The sequence below is a fragment of the Corynebacterium aurimucosum genome (assembly GCF_030408555.1).
Classification (GTDB): domain Bacteria; phylum Actinomycetota; class Actinomycetes; order Mycobacteriales; family Mycobacteriaceae; genus Corynebacterium; species Corynebacterium aurimucosum.
In genome coordinates this window covers 470984-493978 of the sequence record NZ_CP047048.1, presented here as the reverse complement: position 1 = coordinate 493978, position 22995 = coordinate 470984, and the positions used below count along the sequence as shown (strand labels likewise).

Below are 22995 nucleotides of genomic sequence, written 5' to 3'. Positions count from 1 at the left end.
AAAGGTGGTGTTAGCTCCTCACGCGGGGATAGCGGGAATAAACAGTACGGGGATATCCTACGCGACGACTATCAAACAATAATCAAGGCCAAGACCTGGCACATGAGAATCTTGCCGATCATCGTCGTGGGATACACGGTGGCATAGCCGCGCTCTGCCAGCTGAGTACCGGTCTGGGGGTTGAGGTAGGCCATGATCGCCGGGTTCGTGGTCATACCCGCGGCGATGCCCATCGACTCATCAAACTTCAGGCGCAGCACCAGCATGGATACCGCGACGATGCCGATGGCGGAGACCAGCGACAGCACCATGCCCACACCGATGTACTTCAGGGAGGTCGGATCCGACAGCGCATCACGGAACTGGCCGCCTGCCGACGTACCCACGCCCGCCAAGAACAAGGTCAAGCCCAGCGTGGAGATTGTCTGCTTGGCGTGGAAAGGAAGCTGCCAGTTAATCGGGCCCGAGCGGCCCAGCGCGCCCAGGATGAGGCCGACGACGATGGGGCCGCCACCGAAGCCGAAGGAGAGCGTCGTGCCACCCGGCAACGGAATCGGGATAGCGCCGAAGAGCAGACCAATGAAGAGACCGAGGGCAAAGGGGAAGAGATCAACGTTGCCGAGTTTGGCTTCGGAGTCGCCGAGGAAACGGCGGACGTCGTCAAGCCTGCCCGGCGCGGTGATAACGCGCACGCGGTCCGAGTAATGCAGGACGGTTTCCTCGTTCGGTACAACGTCCGAGTCACCGCGGCGCACGCGCGCGATGAGGAAGCCTTCCTTCACAGTGTCCAAGTCCTTGAGCTGATAGCCCGCAACACGTGGGCTGGACACGGTCAGGCGGCGGTAGACCAGGCCATCTTCCTCGTGGAGGTTGAGGTGGATCTCCTCACCCAATTGGGAAATCGCGCTATCCAGCGCTGGGGCCGTGCCGTTGAGCAAAAGCTCCATGCCGGCGCGCAGCGGCAGCTCCGGGTAGGCCAGGTTGTGGTTGTGGGGATTGTTGACGTGGCGGGTAGCGATGACGCGCTCGCCAGTCACCTCCTGCAGCTGACCTACCGTTGCGTCAAAGTCGCGGGTCAGGCGCACCGCCCGCCACTCCAGTGGCTCCGCAATCATGCCCTCGGCGCGGGCGTCCTCAACGTGGTTCACACGCAGGACTTTCGCACCGATGGCGGCCACCAGGATGGTTCCGATGATGCAGCCTGGGTAGGCCAAGGAATAGCCCACCACCGGGGTACTGTCACCGCCCAAAGCCTCGACGACCGCTGCCATACCCGGCGTCGAGCTCAGCGAACCTGCAAGGGTACCCACGCTGATCGCGGGGTCCAGATCAAAGAGGCGCATCGCCAGGGTTGTCAGCCCCGCCAGAATGAAGAAGAAGACGATGACCACCATGGACATCTTCCAGCCGCGCCGGCGGAAATCTTCGAAGAAGCTACGGCCGAAGTTCAGGCCGATGACGTAAACGAAGATGGCCAGGCCAAATTGGTACACGAACGCCGGGACCACGATGTCCGGGTTCGCCGCGGACAAGCCCAAGGCCACGAACATCGCAGCCGCGGCGCCGAGCGAGATGCCGAAGACATTGATCTTGCCCACGGCCAGTCCCACCGCCATGATGAGAAAGAGCGTCAGCAAGGGCTGTTCAGCAAGAAAAGCCAGCACGTTAATTCACCCATTTCCATGTAAATACGCGGACATCATCGTCCGAGTCGCGGTTAATTGTGATAGCGAGGTACGCATCAGACAGGCGCTCCATGAAGCCCCCACCCCACTCGGCAACGACCACGGCGTCCTCTATTTCGGTGTCCAAGTCTAGACTGTCCAGCTCCCCCAACGGATCCTCAGAATGGTCGAGGAGGCGGTAGGCATCCACGTGCACCAACGTCGGCCCGCCCACGCGGGAAGGGTGCTCGCGGGCGATGACGAAGGTCGGTGAGGTCACCCGCCCCTTCACCTGCATCCCGCGGGCAATGCCCTGCGTAAAGGTGGTTTTCCCGGCACCTAAGGGGCCGTCGAGGATAACCAGGTCTCCTGCTTCCAGCGCCGCGCCTAGCTCTTCACCAAATGCCTGGGCATCCTCTGGCGTGGCGGCCTCACGGCGTCCTTCGTGTGGAAAATCACTGCGCATCGCTAGCTCCTTCGCGGTATGTACGCTCGGTGCGCCCGGTGGGGCGGCACACCACTTCATAGTTGATGGTCCCGGCTGTCTCGGCTAATTCTGTAGCGCTCATACCGCCGCGCCCGAAGATAACGGCAGTGTCTCCGGCGCGCACGCCGTGAGGGTTCGCGCCGAGGTCGACGACGATCTGGTCCATGCAGACGCGCCCCACCTGCGGGTAGAGCTCACCACCAATGCCTACCTGCAGCGCCCCCTGAAAGGCGCGCGGTAGGCCATCGGCATAGCCCACGCTGACGGTGGCGAGCTCGCGGTCGCTATCCGCGGTCCAGGTCAGGCCATAACACGTGGACTCCCCCGCCGAAATCGGCTTCACTGCGACGACGGAAGCCTCCCACGTCATGGCGGGTTCCAGCCCATGGTCGCGCCCGGCGACCGGTTCGAGCCCATACAGGGCCACACCGACGCGCACCTGTTCAAAACGCGCCGAGGGGCGAGTTAAGGCCGCGGGCGAGTTAGCCAGGTGGTTCAGCGGGCACTCCAGCCCCACCTCACGGGCAAGCGTTAGGGCCTGGCGGAACTCAGATTCCTGATGATCATTGTGCGGGTGCGCCGGCTCATCAGCGCAGGCGAAGTGGGACATAAGGCCGAGGACGGTGATGTGGGGGGCGTCGGCAAGCAGGCGGAAGGTCTCCTCCCACGCATGCTTGTCGACGCCCGATCGGTGCATCCCCGTTTCCACCATCACGAAGACTTCGGTGGGAGTCTCAGCAGCAATGAGTGCTTGGGCGTGCGCCAGCGAAGGGATGCCGATCTGGATACCAGCGGCGAGGGCCGGGGCAATGTCCTCCGTTGGCTCCCACAGCCAAGCAGCGATGGGGAGGGTGTCAATGACCTTCCGCAGTGTGACAGCCTCGGCCAAGGTGGCCACCCCGAAGGCGTCTGCCCCAGCCTTCGCCATGACCGGTGCGCAGCGCTCGATGCCGTGGCCATAGGCATCCGCCTTGACCACGCACATGAGGCGGGCCGGGGCCACCGCCTCCTTCACGCGAGCAACATTGTGGGCAATAGCGTTGAGGTCAACGGTGGTTTTTAACATACCCACCATTGTGCCACTTGAGGGCTCAGCGCTATTCGACGGTCACGGACTTCGCCAGATTGCGCGGCTGGTCCACGTCATAGCCCTTGGCGGTGGCTACACCGCAGGCGAAAATCTGCAACGGAACGGTAGCCAGCAGCGGCTGCATCAGCGTCGGCGCCTGCGGGATGCGGATGATGTGGTTAGCGTAGGCCTCGACTGCCTCGTCGCCCTCTTCCGCGATGACGATGGTGATAGCACCACGGGCGCGGATCTCCTGGATATTGGAGACAACCTTGGCATGCAGGGAATCGCGGCCACGCGGGGAAGGCACGATGACGAAGACCGGCTGCCCTTCCTCGATGAGCGCGATGGGGCCGTGCTTGAGCTCACCGGCGGCGAAGCCCTCCGCATGCAGGTAGGCAATCTCCTTGAGCTTGAGCGCGCCCTCCAGCGCGACAGGGAAGCCGACGTGGCGGCCTAGGAAAAGCACCGACTTGGCGTTCTCCATAGCGTTGGCTAGGTCGTAGACCTGCTGCTCGTTGTCGATGATTGCCTGGACCTTATCCGGCATGCCACGCAGGTCTTCGAGGACCGAGTTGACCTCATCGGAGAACATGTTGCCGCGCAGGCGCGCCAGGTAGAGGCCTAGCAGGTAGGTCGCGGTGATCTGCGCCAGGAAGGCCTTGGTGGAGGCCACGGCGATCTCCGGGCCGGCGTGGGTGTAGAGGGCGGCGTCGGACTCGCGCGGAATGGAGGAACCCTGGGTGTTGCAGATGGCAATCACCTTGGCGCCCTGCTGGCGGGCGTGGCGCACGGCCATGAGGGTATCCATGGTCTCGCCCGACTGGGACAGGGCCACGACCAGGGTCTTCTCGTTGACGATCGGATCGCGGTAGCGGAACTCATGGGCCAGCTCCACCTCGCACGGGATGCGGCACCAGTGCTCGATGGCGTAGCGCGCGACGTGGCCGGCGTAGGCGGCGGTGCCGCAGGCGATGACGATGATCTTGTCGATGGACTTGAGCACCGATTCCTCGATGCGGATCTCATCGAGGATCAGGTTGCCGGTCTCATCGAGGCGGCCCAGCAGGGTATCGCGCACGGCTGCTGGCTGGTCGTGGATTTCCTTCTCCATGAAGGAGTTAAAGCCGCCCTTTTCAGCAGCAGCGGCATCCCACTTGATCTCGAAAGGCTTGCCCTGGGCGGGGTTGCCCTCATAGTCGGTGATTTCGATGTCATCCGCGGTGATGGTCACGACCTGGTCGTTGTCCATCTCCACGGCAGACTTGGTGTAGTCGATGAAGCCGGAGACGTCCGAACCCAGGAAGTTCTCCCCCTCACCCAGGCCGATGACCAGCGGCGAATCGCGGCGCGCAGCCACGATGCGATCCGCCTGCTCGGCGTGAATAGCCAAGAGGGTGAACGCACCTTCCAGACGCTTGCCGGTCAGCTGCATAGCCTTGGTGAGGTCACCGCTGGCTTCGTTGTGGAACACATCTGCCAGAAGGGTGGCGGCTACCTCGGTGTCGGTCTCGGAGACGAAGTTATGTCCCTTGCCCTCCAGCTCGCTTTTAAGCTCAGCAAAGTTCTCGATGATGCCGTTGTGCACGACGGCGAGCTTGCCGCCATCCACCACGTGCGGGTGGGCGTTCAGATCGGTCGGGCCACCGTGAGTAGCCCAGCGGGTGTGGCCGATGCCCAGGACGGAATCCTTCAGTGGACGCGCAGCGATTTCGGCTTCCAGCGCAGCGACTTTTCCGGCCTTCTTGCGCCAGCCGATCTCACCATCGGCGTACATTGCGACGCCTGCTGAGTCATAGCCGCGATACTCCAGTCGGCGCAGGCCCTCCAGCACAACGTCTAACGCAAAGTACTCACAGCCATCGGTATTTCGGCCAATGTATCCAACGATTCCACACATGGGAAAAAATTTTACAGCATGATTTATCATGCCGAATCTCAAGGATCGCGTTTAATTCTCCCCCCACTGCCTTATAGTGTCCACCGCTTTACCTACTCTTTGCTCTATTCTGTAAAGCGTGTCTGCGAATTTGAAGAAGCATCTCGGTACGTTGTCTAAGCGCGGCCCGCACCGCGTTCTCGTCGGGGACCTGTCCTATGCAGGGCTGGAGGGCAAGGTCTACACCCCAGCTGAGGGTAAAGGTCTGCCTGCCGTGGCATTTGCCCACGACTGGACGAAAAGCGTTAAGGACTACCACGCCACCCTGCGCCATTTGGCCAGCTGGGGCATCGTGGTGGTTGCTCCCGATACGGAGACAGGTGTCTTTGCCAAGCACCGCAACTTGGCTGCCGACCTCGAATCGGCGTTGCAGATTGCCGCTGGTGTCCGGTTGGGTGCCGGAAAGATTTCGGTGTCCCCCTCCAAACTGGGTGTCTTTGGGCACGGCATGGGCGGCGGCGTAGCCACCTTGGCCGCCGTTGATAACCCAAAGGTCCGCGCCGTTGCTGCCCTCTACCCCGCCGATACTTCCCCCTCTGCAGTTCAGGCCGCCCACGCTGTTAAGGCCCGCGGCCTTGTTATCGGCGCAGGCCAGGATGATATCTTCCGCGCCGGTAATCCCGCGAAGCTAGCCAACGCCTGGGGCGGCCCGGTGGCCTACCGTGAGATTGCTAAGGGCACGCAGTCCGGTTTCAGCGAGGATAAACTCTTCAAGTTGGCGCTTGGTTCCGGCTTCTTTCAAGGATCCGCCGTTGAGACAGCCCGCGGCCTAGTCACCGGCTTCTTGCTGTCCACCCTGGCTGGTGAGTCCAAGTATGACGCCTTTGCGGCTGCCGACGCCTCCGCCAAGGGCGTCGAGAGCTTCCTCGGCGAGGACCTCACCAAGCACGCGGGTTTCTAGCGACGGGAAAGGTTTCGACGAGCTAGCACCGCAAGGCGCACGTGTGCTCCGACTAAAGCAGGACGATCGTTTATTCGTCCTGCTTTAGTCTTTTTAAGCGGGGAACTTCAAGGAGAAGCCAGGCGATAAGGCCAATTCCTGGGAGAAGCAGCTGCGCGGCCGTCCACAGCTTTATGTGGGCCATATCTCTGTCGCATTTAATCTCAATGCCAAGCACGACAAAAGCCACCAAGAGGTACAGCATGGGAAGAACTCCCCACAAGACGTCATAACGCCAAGGAACTGTCATGTGGTCTTCCCCCAAACCTTGGTTGATACGTGCAGTGGCTACTCACGCCACAGTAACACCGGGAGCTGCTGGCGCACAGAGGAATTTCCCGGTTTCCGTGTCACCCGCGCCTGAGCACTGATTGCACTTGGCCGCGCGGGCGGCCTCGCCCCTGCCTTTGGCTTTGACTGTGCGCTCCGCTCCTAGAAGCAGGGTTCCGCCGCTGCGCCTCTGTAGGCGATTGGGCTTGGGCGGCACGCTGCGCAGACTTTTCCAATTCGTCCTGTGCTTTAGCCATGGCTTTCTCAAATTCCAGCAGCCGTGCGGCTGTGCGCTCGCGGAATCCGCGTGCGAACTCATCAAAATCATTGTGCGGCATTACCACTGCCCTGCCTTTCGTGCGTGTACGGAGGAGGTTTCTGAACTTTCTTGCGGGGGCATTTCTGGCGTGGCCTCAGCCCCAGCGGCCGGACCTGGTACTGGCTCAGGTGCAGGTGCTGGCGCCGGGGCTGGCTGCGGCGCCGGTGCCTCCGCTGCCTGCATGTGCGCAAGTTTCTCTGGCGGTGCCTCTGGCTCAGGAACGTTGTTCAGCTCCGGAGGCGGCGGCGTAACACCGTTGTCAGGAGCAGGCTCTGGTGCAGGCGGTGGGCAGGGTTCGGGCTCTGGCTGCGGTTCTGGCTCGGGTACAGGCTCCGGTACGGGCTCCGGCTCCGGCAGATTCTCCACGAAGTCCATAGCTGCCTCAGCCAACAGACCCAGCCCCAGAATGGCAACGCCCACGCCAAGCAGGCCTAAGCTTCCACAGCAGGCTTCTTCAGGCTTGCACTCACCTGCTTCCGCACCGGGTGGCTGCTCTGGCTCTTCGCAATCATCGCTTTCTAACGACTCTTCAGGACACTTGGCCTCCTCAGCCACCGGCTCCTCGTCCTCTGGGCAGTCCACCACCTCCTGCGGCACAGGCTCGATGGGAACGTCAACTCCTGCATCAGCGGGCTTCGTGGTTCCTAGTTCTCGCTGATGCTCACCGCAGTCACAGGTGTGTGCCGCTTTCTCTTCTGTGCAGCGGCACGGTGTGTGCTCCTCTTCTGGTGCCGTTGAAGCGGGCTCAGTCGGCACATGGCTCGGCTCAGTCGGCGGCGCAGGCTGTGGCTTCTCTTCAACCGGTGGGCAGTCTTTTTCAGGCACCGTGGCGGGCTGGGTGGGCTCCGGCTTTTCTGGTGGTGCCACCGGTGTTTCTGGTTTCGGCTCTACAGGTTGCTGCGGTGCAGCTGGCGCCGAAGGCTGAGCTGGCTGTGTGGGCTGAGACGGTGTGGACGGGGCCGGAGCTGGTGACGGCTGGGCCGATGCACAAGGTTCAGGCTCAGGTTGCGGGCACTCTTTCCGCTTCTCCTCACAGCCGCATTCGGGCTCTGGCGGGGTTTCCGGCAGCTCCCGCTCGCACACCTCGGTGCAGCGCCGTTCAAACTCGTCATAGCAATTCTCAATGGCGGTATCGCGGTCCCGGCACGTTTGCGTGATGGTGTCATTCGTCTGATCGATAAGCTCCCCACCAATGCGCGATATCACCGGGATGATGACCTTTCCCAGAGGGTGCCGCTGCAACAGCATGGTCAAGATGTTAATCAGTGGAATCACAGCAGAGATAAGCTCTGCCACCGCGGAATCAGAAACATCAACGACGTCTTCGATGGCATCCGAACACTGCTGCGCGGATTCCACCAAATCACCGGCTTCGTCCCTTTCCTTGTCGAAATCGTCTTGTACGCCGCGCAAATGATCCATGATCGCTCCCCCGGCCAGCGATAGAACCGTACCGAGAAGGAATTCCCGCAACCCGTTACCACCGCGCCCTGGGCGGCGAGCACCCATCGCCGACGCAGTGTTCGTAACCAAGTCGCCTGGGTTAATCCCATCGACCGACCCCACCATGTCCCCCAACAAGCCAATAGGCGTGCTGGGCCCGGAATAGCCTCCTTGGCTTGCCGCTTGGAACTGGGACACCGCTTGTGAATAATCACCCAAGAGTGACTTGACCATCGTGGACATCAATTCACCCCTACTTCTTGGTCACCGAGTTGCCCGGCGAGGCCGCGGTCCACGTCCCCGAAAGCACGCAGTTGTTCGCGCGCGGCATCCGCTGTGGCCGATATGTTCTCTAACCGCCACGCACCGCGTTCATAGAGCCGGTTCAACAGGGCCTGAATCTGTGCGCCGTGCCCGCCGAAATCACGCCCCGCGGAGGATTGGGGAAAATTCGGCCTATCCCCGCGGTGCGCGTCACTTTGGGCACGGGTTTGGTCCACGACGGCGTCGAGAAGCCGCGTGGCTTCATCCTCATCAAAAAATACGTCGGGCATATGCGCCCTCCTTCTCGTCCACAACAAACAGTGATTCCTGCTTTTATTGGACTGAGAAACATCCCCTTTGGTTCCCACACCACCCCAAAAACACGAAACCCCAGGCCAGCAGCCTGGGGTTGTGGTGGAATGAGTAGAGCTACACTGCAGCAACGACGGCCGCAAGCTTGCCTGCGACCTTGCGCGCCTGCTCCTTTTCAGCAGCCTCCACCATGACGCGGAAGAGCTCCTCCGTGCCGGACGGGCGCAGCAGAACACGGCCGGTATCACCGAGCTCCGCCTCGGCAGCAGCGATAGCTTCCTTAACCTCAGGGGCGTTAAGGATGGCGGTCTTGTCGGAAACCGGCACGTTGATAAGCACCTGCGGCAGCACCGTCATCACGGAGGCCAGCTCCTTGAGGGACTTTCCGGACTTGGCCATGCGCGCCATGATGGACAAACCGGTTAGCGTGCCATCACCAGTGGTGCAATCATCCGGCAGCACCACGTGGCCGGACTGCTCACCGCCCAGAGAGAAGTCACCGCGATTGAGCTCTTCCAGCACGTAGCGGTCACCCACGGCGGTTTCCTTGACCTCGATGCCCTGCTCCTGCATGGCCAATTTCAGGCCCAGGTTCGACATCACGGTGGCCACCAGGGTGTTGAAGCGGAGATCGTTTTCTTCCTTCATCCCCACGGCGAGGATCGCCATGATCTGGTCACCGTCAACGACGTTGCCCTCGGCATCCACGGCTAGGCAGCGGTCAGCGTCACCATCGTGTGCGAGGCCCAGATCGGCGCCGTGCTCGACGACGGCCTCCTGGGTCTTCTCAATGTGCGTCGAGCCGCAATCCTCATTGATGTTGAAGGCATTAGGCTTGTTGTGAATGGCAACGACCTCAGCACCCGCAGCCTCATAGGCCTGCGGTGCAACCTTGGAGGCAGCGCCATTTGCAGTGTCGACGACAACCTTGATGCCGCTGAGATCCGTGGTGACGACCTCCGCCAAGTGCTTCAGGTAGCGCTCGCGGCCGTCGGGAGCCTCCGAAATAATGCGGCCAATCTTGGTCGCAGTCGGGCCATCTTCAGTGAGATTGTCCATAGCAGCCTGGATGTGGTCTTCCACCTCATCCGGCAACTTCTTGCCGCCCGCGGAGAAGAACTTGATGCCATTGTCTGGCATCGGGTTATGGGAAGCGGAGATCATCACGCCGAGATCTGCCCCAAAGTCATCGGTAAGGAACGCGATTGCCGGGGTAGGCAGCACGCCGACGCGCACGACGTCAACGCCTCGCGATGCCAGACCCGAGGCAATCGCCGCATCCAGCATCTCACCCGACACACGCGGGTCGCGCCCGATAATCGCGAGCGGGCGACGCTCATAAGATTCACGGTCTGAAGTAAGAACTTCCGCTGCCGCCTGGCCCAAGCGCAGCGCGAGAATCGGTGTGAGCTTCTTGTTCGCGAGGCCGCGAACTCCATCGGTTCCAAAAAGTCGAGTCATAGTTGTTCATTATGCCCGCTCCCCGTTGTGTGGCGCAGATCGGTCCACCTTTGGGGCTTGGTTATACCCCGCAACATAGCAGGAAACTCGCCCCACCCCTGCCATACACGGCGAAAGCCGCCGCCTCCACGAAAGGGAAGCAGCGGCTTTCGGAAAATGCAGTAAGCGAAGATTAACGCTTGGAGTACTGCGGGGCACGACGTGCCTTGTGCAGACCAGCCTTCTTGCGCTCCACGGCACGAGCATCACGGGTGAGCAGGCCAGCCTTCTTCAGGGCCTGGCGGTCAGCCGGGTTGTAGATGTTCAGTGCGCGGGCGATAGCCAGGCGCAGGGCGCCTGCCTGACCGGTCGGGCCACCACCGTTGACGGTGACCTTGATGTCGAACTGACCCTCGCGCTCGAGGATGGTCAGCGGCAGCAGGATGTCCTGCTGGTGCAGCTTGTTCGGGAAGTACTCGTCAAAGGCGCGGCCGTTGACGGAGATGTTGCCGGAACCAGCAACGAGGCGAACACGAGCGATGGCGCGCTTACGGCGACCAACGGTCTGGATCGGGCCCTCGTGGATAGCCGGGGCAGCGGTCTCAACCTCAGCCTCGGTATCGGTTGCCAGGGAATCACCGATGGTGTTGGTGAACTCCTCGGTAGCGGCGGTTGCTGCAGCGATGTCGGCAGCGTCGGCTACATTGTTGTCGATGTTCTGCTCGGTCATTACTGTGCCACCTGCTTAAACTCAAAGGTTTCCGGCTTCTGGCCGGCGTACGGGTGCTCCTCGCCCACGAAAACGTGCAGCTTCTTGATGGAGGCGTTGGAAAGCTTGTTGTGCGGCATCATGCCCTTTACAGCTTCCTCGATAACGCGGACCGGGTTGGCGTCCAGGGACTGACCAAGGGTCATGGACTTCAGGCCGCCCGGGTAACCGGAGTGGCGGTAGCGCATCTCGCGCTCGCGCTTGTTGGAGGAAATGTGGATCTTGTCCGCATTCAGGATGATGATGTGGTCGCCGCAATCAACGTTCGGTGCGTACTGGGGCTTGTGCTTGCCGCGCAGCATGTCAGCCACGGTGGAAGCGAGCTTGCCCAGAACCACGTCGGTAGCGTCGATGACGTACCACTTGCGGGTGATGTCACCGCTCTTCGGGTGGAAAGTAGACAAAATGACTCCTTGAAAGTCTGTCTCGGAACTGCCGGCCATCGCTATGTAAGCCCCTACGCGGTACATACAGCGGCCGGTGGAGACCTGCAGCACGCGCGCACCAACGTTCAACGAGGTGCGGACACATAGGTGTTTCACTTTAGTACGCAGCGGATCAAAAACCCAAAACGCCGATATCGCCCCTCACCAACGCCTCCATCCCAGCTAATTCGGGGTGGGGGTTCGAGACAGAAACGTTGATGAGAAGCGATACCGGCGCCTTTTACTGAGTGGGCGGAGGGTGGTGTGGGTCAAGGTGGCGCGTCCAGCCCTTCCATTCTCTGCGCCACTCCCCTAGCCTCCGCGTCTTCCCCCCTCCCGCTCACTGCTCATGGTGGTGAATGGTCAGGCAGAAAGTGTCCGCACACCCAGCTCAAGACTCACAGTAGGAGTGGTTTAGCCCCAGCTAGCGGCAGCGCGACGGTTGACGTCGCTCATATTGTCATTGCCCTGGGAAACCGTGGTGGAGATGGTCGCTAGCACCGTGTTGAGCTCGGCGGCTGCCTTGTCCCATTTCGCCTGCGCCGCGTTATATGCGGCAGCGGAATCTCCCTCCCACGTCGATACCATCGGCTGCAGGGTGGATTTGAGGTCACCGAGGAGCCCGTTGATGCGGCCCGAGGTGGAGTTGATGTCGGCGGCGGCACCGGCGATGGCGCCAAACTGATACTTGATTCCAGACATTGCGTGTTCCTTATCTTCTGTGTTCGTGCGTGGTTCAGCGTGTGCAGTAGTCAGTGAAAGCAGCTCGTGTTTAGAGGGCCAGGCCCGCGCCGCCAACGTTCTCGAAAGACTGGGCGTTATCAGCCTCGACCGAATCAAAGTTGCGGGCATTGTCCCTGATGTTCTCGCTGATGGCGGTCAGCGCCTCACGCAGCTGCTGCGCGGAGGAGTTGTAGCGCTGCATTAGGTTGTCAAAGGAAACCTGCGCGCGGCCTGCCCAGCTGCCACGGACGGAGTCCACAACACCCTGCAGGCGGGTGAGCTCCCCCTGTACCTCGTCGTTGGTGGAGTCGACGCGGCCAGCGGTGGCCACCATTACGTCGGCTTCTGTGCGGAACGTTTGAGTCATGTCCTTCTCTTTCTGTCTTGTTCCCTACCTTGGGGCGTATCCCTTATTCCTAGGGATTGGTGTGTGTTTCTTCCCCCCGAGAAGCACCCTGTGTCCTTCTCACCCTTATTGGACTGAGCTAGTAGCTCATCGGTTCCCACTAATTTCCAGATTCTTTGAGATTCGCAGAACTTTCCCGCTTAGTCCTTCTTGACCAGCGATTCTGCCGCCATTCGGCAGGCAGCCTTCTGCACTACATTGGGCTCAAACTTGGTGTGGCAGCCCACGGACATCTGATGGCCCTTGTCTTCCCACATCATCCACGTCACCCGGGAGCCGTCGCCGGGATCCTCGGTATACGTCAGCCGTCCAGAGTCCTCTACCGGATCACGGAGGGCAGGATCGGATTCGATCTGCTCTTTAATCTCTGTGAACAACGCGTCGACAGGCACATTGAAAAGCGGATCAGCAGCCAGGAGGATGCGCAGGTTGGGGTCTTCACCGGCAGCGGTGACCAGACCATCCTCCACGCTGGTGCGGAATCCTTGAGGAAGCACCAGGGACATTCCCTCCACGTCGATGGCCTGCTGACCGGGTCGCAGCTGCCTGCTTCCGGTTTCCTCAGCTCCGGCCCCCTCGGCCGGGCCCTCGGGCTGTGCCTCCGTGTCGGGATTCGAGGCGGTGCCCGAAGTCCCGGAGGCGGCAGATGCTCCTTCAGCTGTCTGATCGGGAGTCGACGCTGCCACAGCCGCATCCTTGCGACCCACCGCCCACCACGACACCCCGGCCACCACGAGCACCATGACCGCGATAGCGATGTAGAAAGGATCGATACCTCCCAACAACGCGGACCAGCGGGATTCCGCTGCACGGTGCGAGCGCCCGCGGCGGGCAGGCCGGGACAGCTCGGCAGTCGCCGCGTCCTCATCCCCAAGGTCCTCGTGCTGCGTGCCCACGACCAAACGGGAAGAAGACGGTGCAGCACTAGCCGCAACAGACACGGACGGCGGCAATGGTTCTGGTTCCTGCACGGTCGCACCCGCACCAGCGAGCTGACGGCGCAGAATACTCACGGCTTCGACACTGACCTCCGTTCCGGAGGGATCCGCCACCACATCAACGCTGATATCCGGCCATTCCGCCCCGCAGACCTTTTCGGCTTGGTCGAGGACTGCCTCCAGCGCCCAACCTTCGGTGATTCCAGTGCCGGGCAGGTCATAGCGATAGATCGTCTCTGGGCCTTCATAGATCGTGGCGGCATCGAGCACCGTAATAGCTAGCGTGGTCTCGGGCGCGGTTGTCGGGGTTCGCAGTGCATGCGTCGTGGTCATTGGTTCTCTCCCTTGTTGCTTGTGGTCTGTGGTGAGGTATGTGAACTATCGGCGCTTGGCACATAGACCTGCGCCAAGCCTTGGGATACGCCGCGGACGACCCATTGGCCGCGGCCGGGCGGCAATGCCGTCGGTTTGACGCCGAAGATGGCGCCTTCGTCACGGTCGGCGTCGAGAAGCAGCAGCGCCGGCTGCAAGTCCCGCACCGCCGAGAGGAACTGCCCAAACATCGCGCGCCCAATGCCACCTGCTTTGCGCGCGAACACCAGGTGCAGCCCCACATCGCGGGCGTGCGGGAGGAGCTCCAGCAGAGGTGCTAGCGCTATCTCGCTGACGAGGTCGAGGTCATCGATGACAAGGTAAATATCTGGGCCCTGCCACCAGCTCCGCGCGGCGAGCTGGGCAGGGGTGACGTCGGCGCCAGGGAGGCGCTGCTCTAGGGTGCGCACTGTATCGAGAATGGCTTGGGTGGCCGCGCTTGCCGACGCCCCATAGGCCGCCACCATCTCCTCATCCAGCGTCCCCAAATGCGCGCGGCGCTCATCGATGACCACCAGGCGGGCTTCCTCCCGACTCAGCTGGCTGATTCCGGCGAGAATCACGCTGAGAAAATGCGATTTGCCGGAGCCTTGAGAGCCAATGCACACGAGGTGAGGCTGGACGCCCGGATCCCAGTCGAGGACCTCTAGGTCCGGACCACCAATGCCCCAGGCCACCCCGTCTGATGACGAACCATCTTCCGGCTCAGGCAATTCGGTGAGCACAGTGGGCAACATTTTCAGCGGTGGAACCGGAACAGCATCCGCATGCACGCCACAGATATGAGCGATATCCTGCGGTGAGGTCGCTGCAAAAAGGAGGTTTTCCCCTGCTAAAGTGATCCCTCGCCCAGGTGCTGCCGGCAACTTCTGCTGCGCCTTGCGGTCGATGAGGGAATCCATGGCTTCGCCCAAGCGCAGCTCAAGGCGGGCCGCGATGAGATCCCGAATCGACGGCCGCAAACTGGTCCACCGCGCCGCTGCAATCAAGACGTGAACGCGGGCGGAGGCACCGTCAGCAACCAACTGGGTAATCGGCTCAGCTAAGTCCTCAAAGTCTGCCCCGGAGGTGCCGATGTGGTGCCAGCCGTCCACGATCAAAAAGGTGTGGCGAGGTTCCGGGCGGCGCACGAGGCCGGCGACTTCATCGACGATGCGCCGCACCTTTTCCGGTTCCTCACGTCCGGCTACCCCAGCTACATGAGGCAGACGGTCCAACACCCGCAGCTGCCCGCCTCCTAGGTCGATGACATAAAAGCGCACCTGGTCCGGCGAATGCCACAGGGCCATACCGGAGGCGATGCTGCGCAGCGCCATCGACTTTCCTGACTGCGGTCCGCCGCACAGTGCAAGGTGCCCACCGCCCGTCGTGAAATCCACGAGCAGCGGGTCTTGACGCTGGTGATAAGGACGATCAATAAGCCCCACCTCCGCGCGTAGCCCGCCACCTGCGCTGAGTGAATCCGTGCGCAGAGCGGCAACGCTGGATAGCTCTACCACGGGCGGCAAGGGTGGCAACCAGATTCGCCTCGCTGACTGGCCGCGCTTGGTGGCTTCCTCCCGGGCGGCAGCCACCACTGTGTCCAAGAGTGTGCTCGAAGAATCCACGAGCTCCGTATAGTCCGCGTTCTCCTCCGCCGTACGATGCCCACTAAAAAGCTCCACGCGTGCCGAATGCCGCGTATGTTCGGCCACCTCATCACGCACTACCCGGCGCGTGACCGGGCCAGAAACATAAGAAGCCTGAAAGCGCGTGGGGGCATCGGCATCCGTTTTGAGGTAGCCGGCTCCCGGCTGGGCGGGGAGGTGATAAGCATCAGGCACACCGAGGACCTGGCGGGATTCCCCGGCGGAGAAAGTCTTCAACCCAATGCGATAAGACAGGTGCGAGTCCAATCCCCGCAAGCGCCCTTCCTCCAAGCGCTGGGAAGCGAGCAGCAGATGCACGTGCAGCGAGCGGCCGAGCCTTCCCACCGCGACGAAGAGTTCAGCGAAGTCCGGGTGCTGCCCCAACAGCTCCGAAAACTCATCCACCACAATGACCAACGCCGACAGCGGCCCGTGCTCCGCCACCGCGGCAGCGGAGGCGTTGAATTCGCCCACGTTGGCAAAATTTCCTGCCTTGCGCAGCAGCTCCTGGCGGCGATTCATCTCGCCGGAGATGGCATCGTACATTCGCTCCACCAGGGTGGATTCTTCTTCCAGGTTGGTAATCACGGCGGAGGTGTGCGGCAGTTCCTCACAGCCCAAGAAGGTGGCGCCACCTTTGAAGTCAACGAGCACAAGATTGAGTTCCTCCGGACTGTGCGTGGCGGCCAGCGCTACGACAAGCGTTCGAAGTAATTCCGATTTTCCGCTGCCTGTGGCACCAATGCATAACCCATGCGGCCCCATCCCGCCCTGCGCGGACTCCTTTAAGTCAAGCATCAAAGCGTGCCCGGACTCGTCGACACCGATGGGCACACACAGCCGCTCAGCAGGGCTGCGCCCCTGCCACATGCCGGAGGCTTGGAGCGCATCTACATCCCGAAAGCCCAGCAACGAGGGCACATCCGCATTGCGGCCATGCCGAGGCGTGGACGCGACATCGCCACCGAAGGGGCGGTGATAGGGCGCGAGGGTGCGGGCAAGGAGGAGGGCCGTGGGGACGTCGACAAGCGCGCAGCTTCCTAGCTCCTCCTCGCCCGCGGCAGTAACCACGGAGAGCGTGCTTTCCGCCCGCAGGTAGATGCCCTCTTCCTCGGCGCGCCGTCCCAGCGGCGAATGGGGTGTCACCCCCACGGCGATGGTGGTTGTGGGGCTATCCCCCGGCGCGTCACTGCGCAGCACACCAACGCTATGCCCTTGTTCCTCCGTCATGACGCAGATGCGAAACTGCGCCTGGTCAGGCTCCCTGGAATGCGGCAGCCACTTCAACCATCCCCATTCCGCACCGTGATACTCAATGCCCACGGTCTCCGGGCCATGCAGCACCGCCAGGTGTAACAGCAGCGCGCGGGCCACCCCAGCGGCGTCTTCACCGGCCAGGCCGACGACGCGAAAGGCCTGCAACTGGATGACCACCGGCATATCCGCGAGGGTTCCCACCGCACGCACGGTCTGGCGCAGGCTCACCGCGCACACCGGGTCGAGGTCTTCCGCCGCACCCGAATCCGGCACATTAATGGGAGTGCACAGGGCCATCGGCCCCGTCCCCACCCGCACTTCCAAGGCATCCGGGGCATCCGCCGTCCGCTCCCACAGCCGCGGGGTGGGAATCAGCGCGCCAAGCTGTTCGGAGTCAGGGTTGCGGTGTTCCTCGTGCGCGCGCTGAGCCGCCCCACGCTCTAGTGCTTCCTCCCGCAGTGCCTTGAGGTGGCGCAAGTAGGTCCGGCGGGTCTCATCCGGATCGTGCCCGCCTGCCTGTGGGTTAAACATCATGGCCATGCTGGCCAGCATCATGAGCGGGAACATGAGGCTCATGGGACTGATCCGTCGTGCATCCCCCGCTCCGAGAACCATGAGCGCCACCATGCCCAGCATGGCCGCGATCATCACCAGCGGCATGAGTAAGCGCACGAGCGGCACCGGTTGTGCGCGGGCTGCCTCCGGCACCGCCTCGGCATCAATGCTGCCCTGCGGCAACGGTGGTGCTGGCTCCCGATAGGCCGCCACCCCAGTGCCAACGACGCGTGTAGGTACGCGCATGTCAAAGTCCTTCCCCCCCGAAGTACTCCACCGCCTCCTTAAGCGGTGGACAGCGTGCCACAAGTAAGCCACAATGTGAGGCAATGGGCAAGGGGTTGCCCAGAAAAATTTTTCGGGGGAGGTACTTTCCATGACTCGCGCACTTGCGCATTCCATTCACGTCACCGTCCGCATCCATGCAGGCCAGACCCGCAAAGAAGCAGATGTATCGCTACCGCTTTCTTCCAGCGTCGGGGAGGTGCTGGGAGAATTGCTCGTGCTTGTCGACGTCCCCCCGGCCCCCATCCTCTGGCGCGCCACCACCGCGGCGGGCAAAACCATATCGATGACCACGCCACTCGACCGCACCAGTTTGGAAGACGGCTCCGTCCTGGTGCTCAGCCCAGATGCGCCGACACCGGCGCCCATCGTGCGGGATGCCGCGGAGGCACTCGCTGCCGAGGCCTCGACCACGCAGCTGTCTGGTCTAGCCGGGGTCTGGGGCGTGGCAGGGCTTATCGCCGTCGGCGCCTTGCTCGCCGCCGCCCTATCTCCCTCGATTGGCTGCGCCGCCGCTGCACTCCTCGGCCTCGTGCTCGCGGCGTGGACCCGGCGCGGTTCTCTGCTTGCAACCGCCCACGTTGCTGCTGGTCTGGCGGGGGCACTGTCCACTGGTTCACCTGTCGCTACTGGCCCAGCCGGAACCGTGATTCCGGCCGCACCACTCGTGGGTGCTGCGGCGGCCGTGGGTGCTGTGGCGGTGCTCTCCCACGTGGTGCGTATTGGCGGATTACGTGCTCGGGCAAGTGCCGCCACGTGGTGCCTGCTCGCGCTCGTCGGTGTGCTTGGCCCCGGCCCGTTACTTGCCTCCACTGTGGTCCTGCTAGCGGCCTCTCCCCTGCTGACCACGCGGCTTGCTGGCCTCCGAGTGCCGCAACTGCCCACCGCCGGGCAGGACTTGAGTATCTCGGATGAGGATCCCACGGATAACTCACTCAAAGCCCGGCACGCCGGGCAGGCCTACGAAGGTATAGCGGTGGGCTGCACGCTGGCGGGCATTCCTTCCCTCTTTCTCGTCGCGCTCAACGCTCACGCGGACGCAACCGTGGTTGCTTCCCAGGCATTATGCGTGAGCATCGCCGGAGCGGTCATCGTGCATGCGGCACGCCATGCCCGGCTCATTGCGGCGTGGGCACTGGGTATCTATGGCCTGGCCGCGGCTAGTGCCGCGGTGGCGGTACCTCTGCGCGAGTGGCAGCTGCTTAGTGCCCCGACTATGGGAACGTGGGTGCTCAGCGTGATCGTGGGTCTCATCGTGGTGGCCATGCTTTCAGTACCGGTGTGGGCAGGCAAACTACAGCAGATTGAGCCAACTACCATCGTGTGGTTCGAGCGCGCCGAGGCACTCGCGCTCGCCGCTTGCCTGCCGCTCGCCGCGCACCTGGCCGGGCTCTTCGAGTTCATTCGGGGGTTGGGCGCATGACAGCTCTAAGCAGAATCAGCGCTGCCAGCGCAGCCCTTGGCGCCGTCCTGGCTTGGGGTTCCTGCGTGTTACCCGGGCCGGTAGCTGCTGCCCGTGAACCGGATACCGCCTGTGCAGTAGCCACACGGGCTCCGGCAGGACCACAGCCTTCGGCGCAGTACTCGGAGTATCGTGCGCGACTGCATTCCTTTGCCACGGGTGCCGGGGTGAAGGTCGCGGTCATCGACACTGGGGTGGCCGCCCACCCACAGCTGCACGTATCACCAGGAGCGGACTTCGTAACCCCGGAGGAACCAGACCCGCTGCGGGATTGTGACCTGCACGGAACGGTAGTGGCCGGCGTCATCGCAGGTAAGGAGCTCGGCGTGGCTCCGGATGCGGAAATCTACTCCATCCGGCAGACCAGTTCGCATTACCGGGCTCCAGCAGCAGAGAGCAGTGAAGCGGAACGAGCTGGCTCCGGCACACTGGCCAGCCTGGCTGCCGCCATCGAGGATGCTGTTAACGCAGACGCAAAGGTCATCAACGTCTCCGTGGTCTCCTGCGTTCCGCAGGATGCCGCGGCAAGGGTGGACCGCGCTGGTGTGGATGCGGCGCTTCGCCGTGCAGAAGAGGCTGGGGCGGTGGTCGTGGCGGCGTCGGGAAACGCCACGGCTGGCGGCTGCGAAAAGGATGACGTGGTCTTTCCCGCGGAAGCCGAAACCGTCCTCGCGGTCGGCGCCTTAGCTACGCCGCATGACCTCGCGGAGTACTCCATCGCCGCGCCCCTCAGCGCGGAAGGAAACGTCCCTCTTGCGCTTGAACCCGGCGGCGGCTGGGCCACGGGAAAAGGCGACGCTACCTTTCAAGGCACTTCCTTTGCTGCGCCGCTGGTCAGCGGTACTCTCGCTTTGCTGGTGCAGCGATACCCCGGGGACTCCCCGGCACAGCTGCGCCAGCGCATTATTGATTCGGCCGAACCCGGGCACGGGGTGGTGGATCCTCTTACTGCGGTAACCTATCGGCCCCCGAGCGATTCCCGTAAGGATCGCTCGATTGCGGTCGCACCAGCGGCGGCATCGAAAGACACGTCCTGGCCACAGGTGCGTTTGCTCCTCGGGGCCTTAGGCATGCTCATCCTCGTGGCGGTTTTCAGTGCTCAGCCTTTAAGGCCTCCGCGCGGCTTAAGGTAGAGCCTTCCGGCAACAGGCGCAGGATCTCCCACGGCACCTGCTCCGGTTCCTCCACGCCCAGCGCGCTCAGCTCCGCGGCACCAGCCAGCTCGTGGCGTCTGCCAGTGGCGGACACCACGTGATAACCGTGCCCGCTATCCACGCCCACGCCAGCTTGGAGTCCGGCGAAACGGTGCGCGGGCGAATCTCCCGGTAGGTCCACCGTGGCCGCCACCGGCCGCAGCATGCCAGCACCCTGTTCGTGTGTCGCACACAACCAGCCTTGCTCGGGAGACAGGAAGTCCACGCGGGTGGTGGGCAGGTTGAAGGTCGGTGGGACGTCGCCCAGCGCGGCCACCTCTTGCGCCTGTGCGGGCAGGCGCTGAGCACCCACGCCGACGAGCATCTCCGCCTGGGTGGGGGTGATGGAGAAAACACCGTGCTCCGTGCGCGCCCACAACTGCTCGCCGGTGTCGAGGATCTCAGGCGGCGCGGCTGGAAAGCTCAGCGGCTCCAGCTCTGTGAAGGCGTTGAGCAATTCCTCGGGCATGGTCCACACAGCGGTTTCTGCAGTCATCCCCAACGCGCGGCGCAGGACCCTGCCCTGCGTGCTCGTAGCCTCAGGCAACACGACGCGCCCCTGGCCCGTCAGCAGCCACTGCGTTCCCGCGGATTCCACCACGGCGGCGTGCTCCGCATCGAAGGTAGGAACGGCATGGTGGGCCACCACGGTGACGATGCCGACGCGGCTGCTGGACTGCCAGTTCTCGCCTTGCGTAGATTCCTCCAAACAGGCCGACCAGCCTGACTCCTCCCCCATCGCCGTGCCCAGGAGGTTAGGCGCATCCGCAATTCCCAGCGGTGTGCCCAGGTTCACCTGCTCCAGGAAGCTTTCGCCGGCGGCCTGCGCTTCGACCGGTTCGTTGGCGATGAGTCTGGCCGAAGCCAGGTTGGTCACCGGATGATAGGTGCCATTCACTAGCGCTAAGAGCTGCCCCTCAGAAGAACGCACGACGGGCGCATCCCCTGGCTGCGGGTCCGGCTGCATCCACGCGATGAGCCCCGATCCGAGACTCAAAAAGGCCACGGCGGCCACCCCGCCAAGCAAGGCGCGGCGCCGTCGCTTTAGCGGATCATGAATCATGCGGATATCCCCGAAGACCAAGCCGTGCTCGAGGCGACGCAGTAGAAACTTGTGCCCGGATACTTGGGCCTTGGTAGTAGGCAACGCGCGTGCCATGAGAATCCTCCCCGAATCAGTGCGCCACCCTCCCACGGCGCAGTGGGTTCTAGATTAACCCAACTCGGTATCCTCTGCAGCGCGACGGCTGCGGGTCATCTCCGCGCGCGCGGCTAACTGGTCCGCATCGGGATAGTCCACGCCGACGAGGCTCAAACCCGCTGCCGGGGCGAGGGGAATCTGGGAAGACCTGCTGGTCTCTTTGAGCATCTGGTCTGCGAAATCCACGTCACGGGAGCCTTCGCCCACCCGCAGGCAGCAGCCTACGAGACAGCGCACCATGGACCAGCAAAAAGCATCGGCGCTCACGTGCGCCTCATAAAGCTGCGGTTCGGCTGGCGTGGAGACATCCTTCCACTCAAATGCCAACAGCTCGCGGATGGTGGTTGCGTGCGGCTTGGCTTTGCAGAAGGCCACGAAATCGTTGAGGCCCACCAGCCTGTCGGCGGCTGCCTGCATCAGATCCAGGTCCACCGGCTTGAACCAGGTCGCGGTATCGCGCGCGCGGGTCGGCAGTGCCCCGCGCGGATGCGTCGTAATGCGGTAGACATAGTGGCGGCATAGCGCCGAAAAGCGCGCATCAAAATCGGGCGATACTTCGGTGCAGGCGTGTACACGGACGTCGACGGGCAGCAGCTTGGCCAGGCGCCTGACCAGTTTGGCAGGGTCACCATCGATGCTCCGTTGGCTCAGCGCCTCACGGGTGGTGTCGAAGTGAGCCACCTGACCGCTGGCATGAACGCCCGCGTCGGTGCGCCCGGCCACGGTGAGCTCCACGGGGTGGCGCAGCACCATGCTCAGCTTCTCCTCCACGGTCTGCTGCACCGTGCGAAGCCCACCTTTCTGCCGAGCCCAACCATGGAAGTCGGTGCCGTCATAGGCCAAGTCCAGTCGCAGGCGAACGCTTTCACTCATGGGGGTTGATGATACCGTGCGCCCGAAGCGCCGTGCAGACTGCGTCGGTGGCCCGTTTTAACAAATAGTGGCCTAAAAACTGCAATTTTTGGACCCTTATTTGTTAAAACGGTACTTCATCCAGAGCACCTGCACCGGGGCCCGTAAAAGACGACAAAGGCCCGCGTCCCACCACAGTGGTGAGCGCGGGCCCTATAAGACCTAAAGAAGAATTACTTCTCCTCGGTGGTCTCCTCTGCCTCAGTCTCGTCAGCCTTAGCGGACTCAGCCTCAGCCTCTTCAGCCTTAGCTTCCTCGGCCTGCTTGGAGGCAGCAGCGCGGGTAGCGCGGTTTGCCTCGGAGGTCACGGTCTCCTCGAGAACGAGGGAGATCTGGGACATCGGGGCGTTGTCGCCGGAGCGGTTCTCCAGCTTGATGATGCGGGTGTAGCCACCCTCACGGTTCTCGAACTTCGGTGCCAGCTCATCAAAGAGGTAAGCAACGACATCCTTGTGCGGGATGAGCTTGAGAACTGCGCGACGGTCAGCAACGGTGCCGGCCTTCGCCTTGGTGATGATCTTCTCGATGTACGGGCGAAGAACCTTCGCCTTGGCATCGGTGGTCTTGATTGCGCCGTGCTCGATCAGGCTCGCAGCCATGTTGCTCAGCAGGTGCTTCTGCTGGCTGGCGGAGCCGCCGAGACGCGGACCCTTCTTGGGGGTAGGCATGATGTACTCCTCGTGTGCGGATTAATTGAGCGCGCGACGGGGCGCAAAAGTCGC

The 22995-nt window shown here is 62.7% G+C and carries 20 protein-coding genes; 3 read left to right on the top strand and 17 right to left on the bottom strand.

Annotation, left to right across the window (positions count from 1 at the left end; genetic code table 11):
• Window positions 1-71: 71 nt before the first annotated feature.
• Genes CAURIM_RS02390 through glmS form a run of 4 tightly spaced genes read right to left on the bottom strand, consistent with a single transcriptional unit; the run spans window position 72 to window position 5120 of the window.
• The gene (locus CAURIM_RS02390) at window positions 72-1664 is read right to left on the bottom strand and encodes an aspartate:alanine exchanger family transporter (protein WP_070717530.1); all 1593 of its coding nucleotides are present in this window, start codon (window positions 1662-1664) and stop codon (window positions 72-74) included.
• 1 nt (window position 1665) lies between these two features.
• The gene (gene tsaE, locus CAURIM_RS02385; RefSeq protein ID WP_070730473.1) at window positions 1666-2130 is read right to left on the bottom strand and encodes a tRNA (adenosine(37)-N6)-threonylcarbamoyltransferase complex ATPase subunit type 1 TsaE; all 465 of its coding nucleotides are present in this window, start codon (window positions 2128-2130) and stop codon (window positions 1666-1668) included.
• Window positions 2120-3217 carry an alanine racemase gene (gene alr / locus CAURIM_RS02380; RefSeq protein WP_201828679.1) on the bottom strand — a complete coding sequence of 366 codons (1098 nt, stop codon included), beginning with the start codon at window positions 3215-3217 and terminating at the stop codon, window positions 2120-2122. The genes tsaE and alr overlap by 11 nt, the downstream gene beginning before the upstream one ends.
• 31 nt (window positions 3218-3248) lie before the next feature.
• Complete coding sequence (gene glmS / locus CAURIM_RS02375) at window positions 3249-5120, bottom strand: glutamine--fructose-6-phosphate transaminase (isomerizing) (protein ID WP_201828680.1); 1872 nt, start codon at window positions 5118-5120, stop codon at window positions 3249-3251.
• A 118-nt stretch (window positions 5121-5238) separates the two neighbouring features.
• Here glmS and CAURIM_RS02370 point away from each other — a divergent pair, with 118 nt between their 5' ends.
• Window positions 5239-6060, top strand: a complete 822-nt coding sequence (locus CAURIM_RS02370) for a dienelactone hydrolase family protein (protein ID WP_070710839.1) — start codon at window positions 5239-5241, stop codon at window positions 6058-6060.
• A gap of 70 nt (window positions 6061-6130) precedes the next feature.
• On the opposite strand, the gene CAURIM_RS02365 is transcribed toward CAURIM_RS02370, so the two are convergent.
• The 10 genes from CAURIM_RS02365 to eccCa form a co-directional block, all read right to left on the bottom strand.
• Window positions 6131-6349, bottom strand: a complete 219-nt coding sequence (locus CAURIM_RS02365) for a hypothetical protein (RefSeq protein WP_070717524.1) — start codon at window positions 6347-6349, stop codon at window positions 6131-6133.
• 357 nt (window positions 6350-6706) lie between these two features.
• Window positions 6707-8374: a zinc metalloprotease gene (locus CAURIM_RS02360; protein WP_201828681.1), complete on the bottom strand. Its 1668-nt coding sequence runs from the start codon at window positions 8372-8374 to the stop codon at window positions 6707-6709.
• On the bottom strand, window positions 8374-8685 hold the full coding sequence (locus CAURIM_RS02355) for a hypothetical protein (protein WP_201828682.1): 312 nt from the start codon (window positions 8683-8685) through the stop codon (window positions 8374-8376). Before CAURIM_RS02355 ends, CAURIM_RS02360 begins: the two co-directional genes overlap by 1 nt.
• Window positions 8686-8824: 139 nt before the next feature.
• Window positions 8825-10168, bottom strand: a complete 1344-nt coding sequence (gene glmM, locus CAURIM_RS02350) for a phosphoglucosamine mutase (protein WP_201828683.1) — start codon at window positions 10166-10168, stop codon at window positions 8825-8827.
• Between the two features lie 172 nt (window positions 10169-10340).
• Window positions 10341-10877, bottom strand: a complete 537-nt coding sequence (gene rpsI / locus CAURIM_RS02345; RefSeq protein WP_070644433.1) for a 30S ribosomal protein S9 — start codon at window positions 10875-10877, stop codon at window positions 10341-10343.
• Entirely contained in the window at window positions 10877-11320 is a 444-nt protein-coding gene (rplM, locus tag CAURIM_RS02340; protein ID WP_010189505.1) for a 50S ribosomal protein L13, read from the bottom strand. The genes rpsI and rplM overlap by 1 nt, the downstream gene beginning before the upstream one ends.
• A 435-nt stretch (window positions 11321-11755) precedes the next feature.
• A complete protein-coding gene (locus CAURIM_RS02335; protein WP_010189507.1) occupies window positions 11756-12043 on the bottom strand; it encodes a WXG100 family type VII secretion target in 288 nt (95 codons plus the stop codon).
• A 70-nt stretch (window positions 12044-12113) separates the two neighbouring features.
• Window positions 12114-12431, bottom strand: coding sequence for a WXG100 family type VII secretion target (locus CAURIM_RS02330; RefSeq protein WP_010189512.1), 318 nt, complete (start codon window positions 12429-12431; stop codon window positions 12114-12116).
• A 179-nt stretch (window positions 12432-12610) separates the two neighbouring features.
• Entirely contained in the window at window positions 12611-13741 is a 1131-nt protein-coding gene (locus tag CAURIM_RS02325; RefSeq protein WP_070446541.1) for a type VII secretion-associated protein, read from the bottom strand.
• Window positions 13738-17466: a type VII secretion protein EccCa gene (gene eccCa, locus CAURIM_RS02320; protein ID WP_201828684.1), complete on the bottom strand. Its 3729-nt coding sequence runs from the start codon at window positions 17464-17466 to the stop codon at window positions 13738-13740. Before eccCa ends, CAURIM_RS02325 begins: the two co-directional genes overlap by 4 nt.
• 130 nt (window positions 17467-17596) lie before the next feature.
• On the opposite strand from eccCa, the gene eccD reads away from it, so the two are divergent.
• Together eccD and CAURIM_RS02310 are read left to right on the top strand one after the other, a co-directional pair.
• On the top strand, window positions 17597-18928 hold the full coding sequence (gene eccD / locus CAURIM_RS02315; protein ID WP_201828685.1) for a type VII secretion integral membrane protein EccD: 1332 nt from the start codon (window positions 17597-17599) through the stop codon (window positions 18926-18928).
• Window positions 18925-20100: a S8 family serine peptidase gene (locus CAURIM_RS02310; RefSeq protein ID WP_236659327.1), complete on the top strand. Its 1176-nt coding sequence runs from the start codon at window positions 18925-18927 to the stop codon at window positions 20098-20100. Before eccD ends, CAURIM_RS02310 begins: the two co-directional genes overlap by 4 nt.
• Here the strand turns inward: CAURIM_RS02310 and eccB are convergent.
• The 3 genes from eccB to rplQ form a co-directional block, all read right to left on the bottom strand.
• Window positions 20060-21319, bottom strand: coding sequence for a type VII secretion protein EccB (eccB, locus tag CAURIM_RS02305; RefSeq protein WP_070717495.1), 1260 nt, complete (start codon window positions 21317-21319; stop codon window positions 20060-20062). The genes CAURIM_RS02310 and eccB overlap by 41 nt on opposite strands.
• 54 nt (window positions 21320-21373) lie before the next feature.
• On the bottom strand, window positions 21374-22234 hold the full coding sequence (gene truA, locus CAURIM_RS02300) for a tRNA pseudouridine(38-40) synthase TruA (protein WP_144656598.1): 861 nt from the start codon (window positions 22232-22234) through the stop codon (window positions 21374-21376).
• A 212-nt stretch (window positions 22235-22446) separates the two neighbouring features.
• A complete protein-coding gene (rplQ, locus tag CAURIM_RS02295) occupies window positions 22447-22941 on the bottom strand; it encodes a 50S ribosomal protein L17 (RefSeq protein WP_070446554.1) in 495 nt (164 codons plus the stop codon).
• Between the last annotated feature and the right edge of the window lie 54 nt (window positions 22942-22995).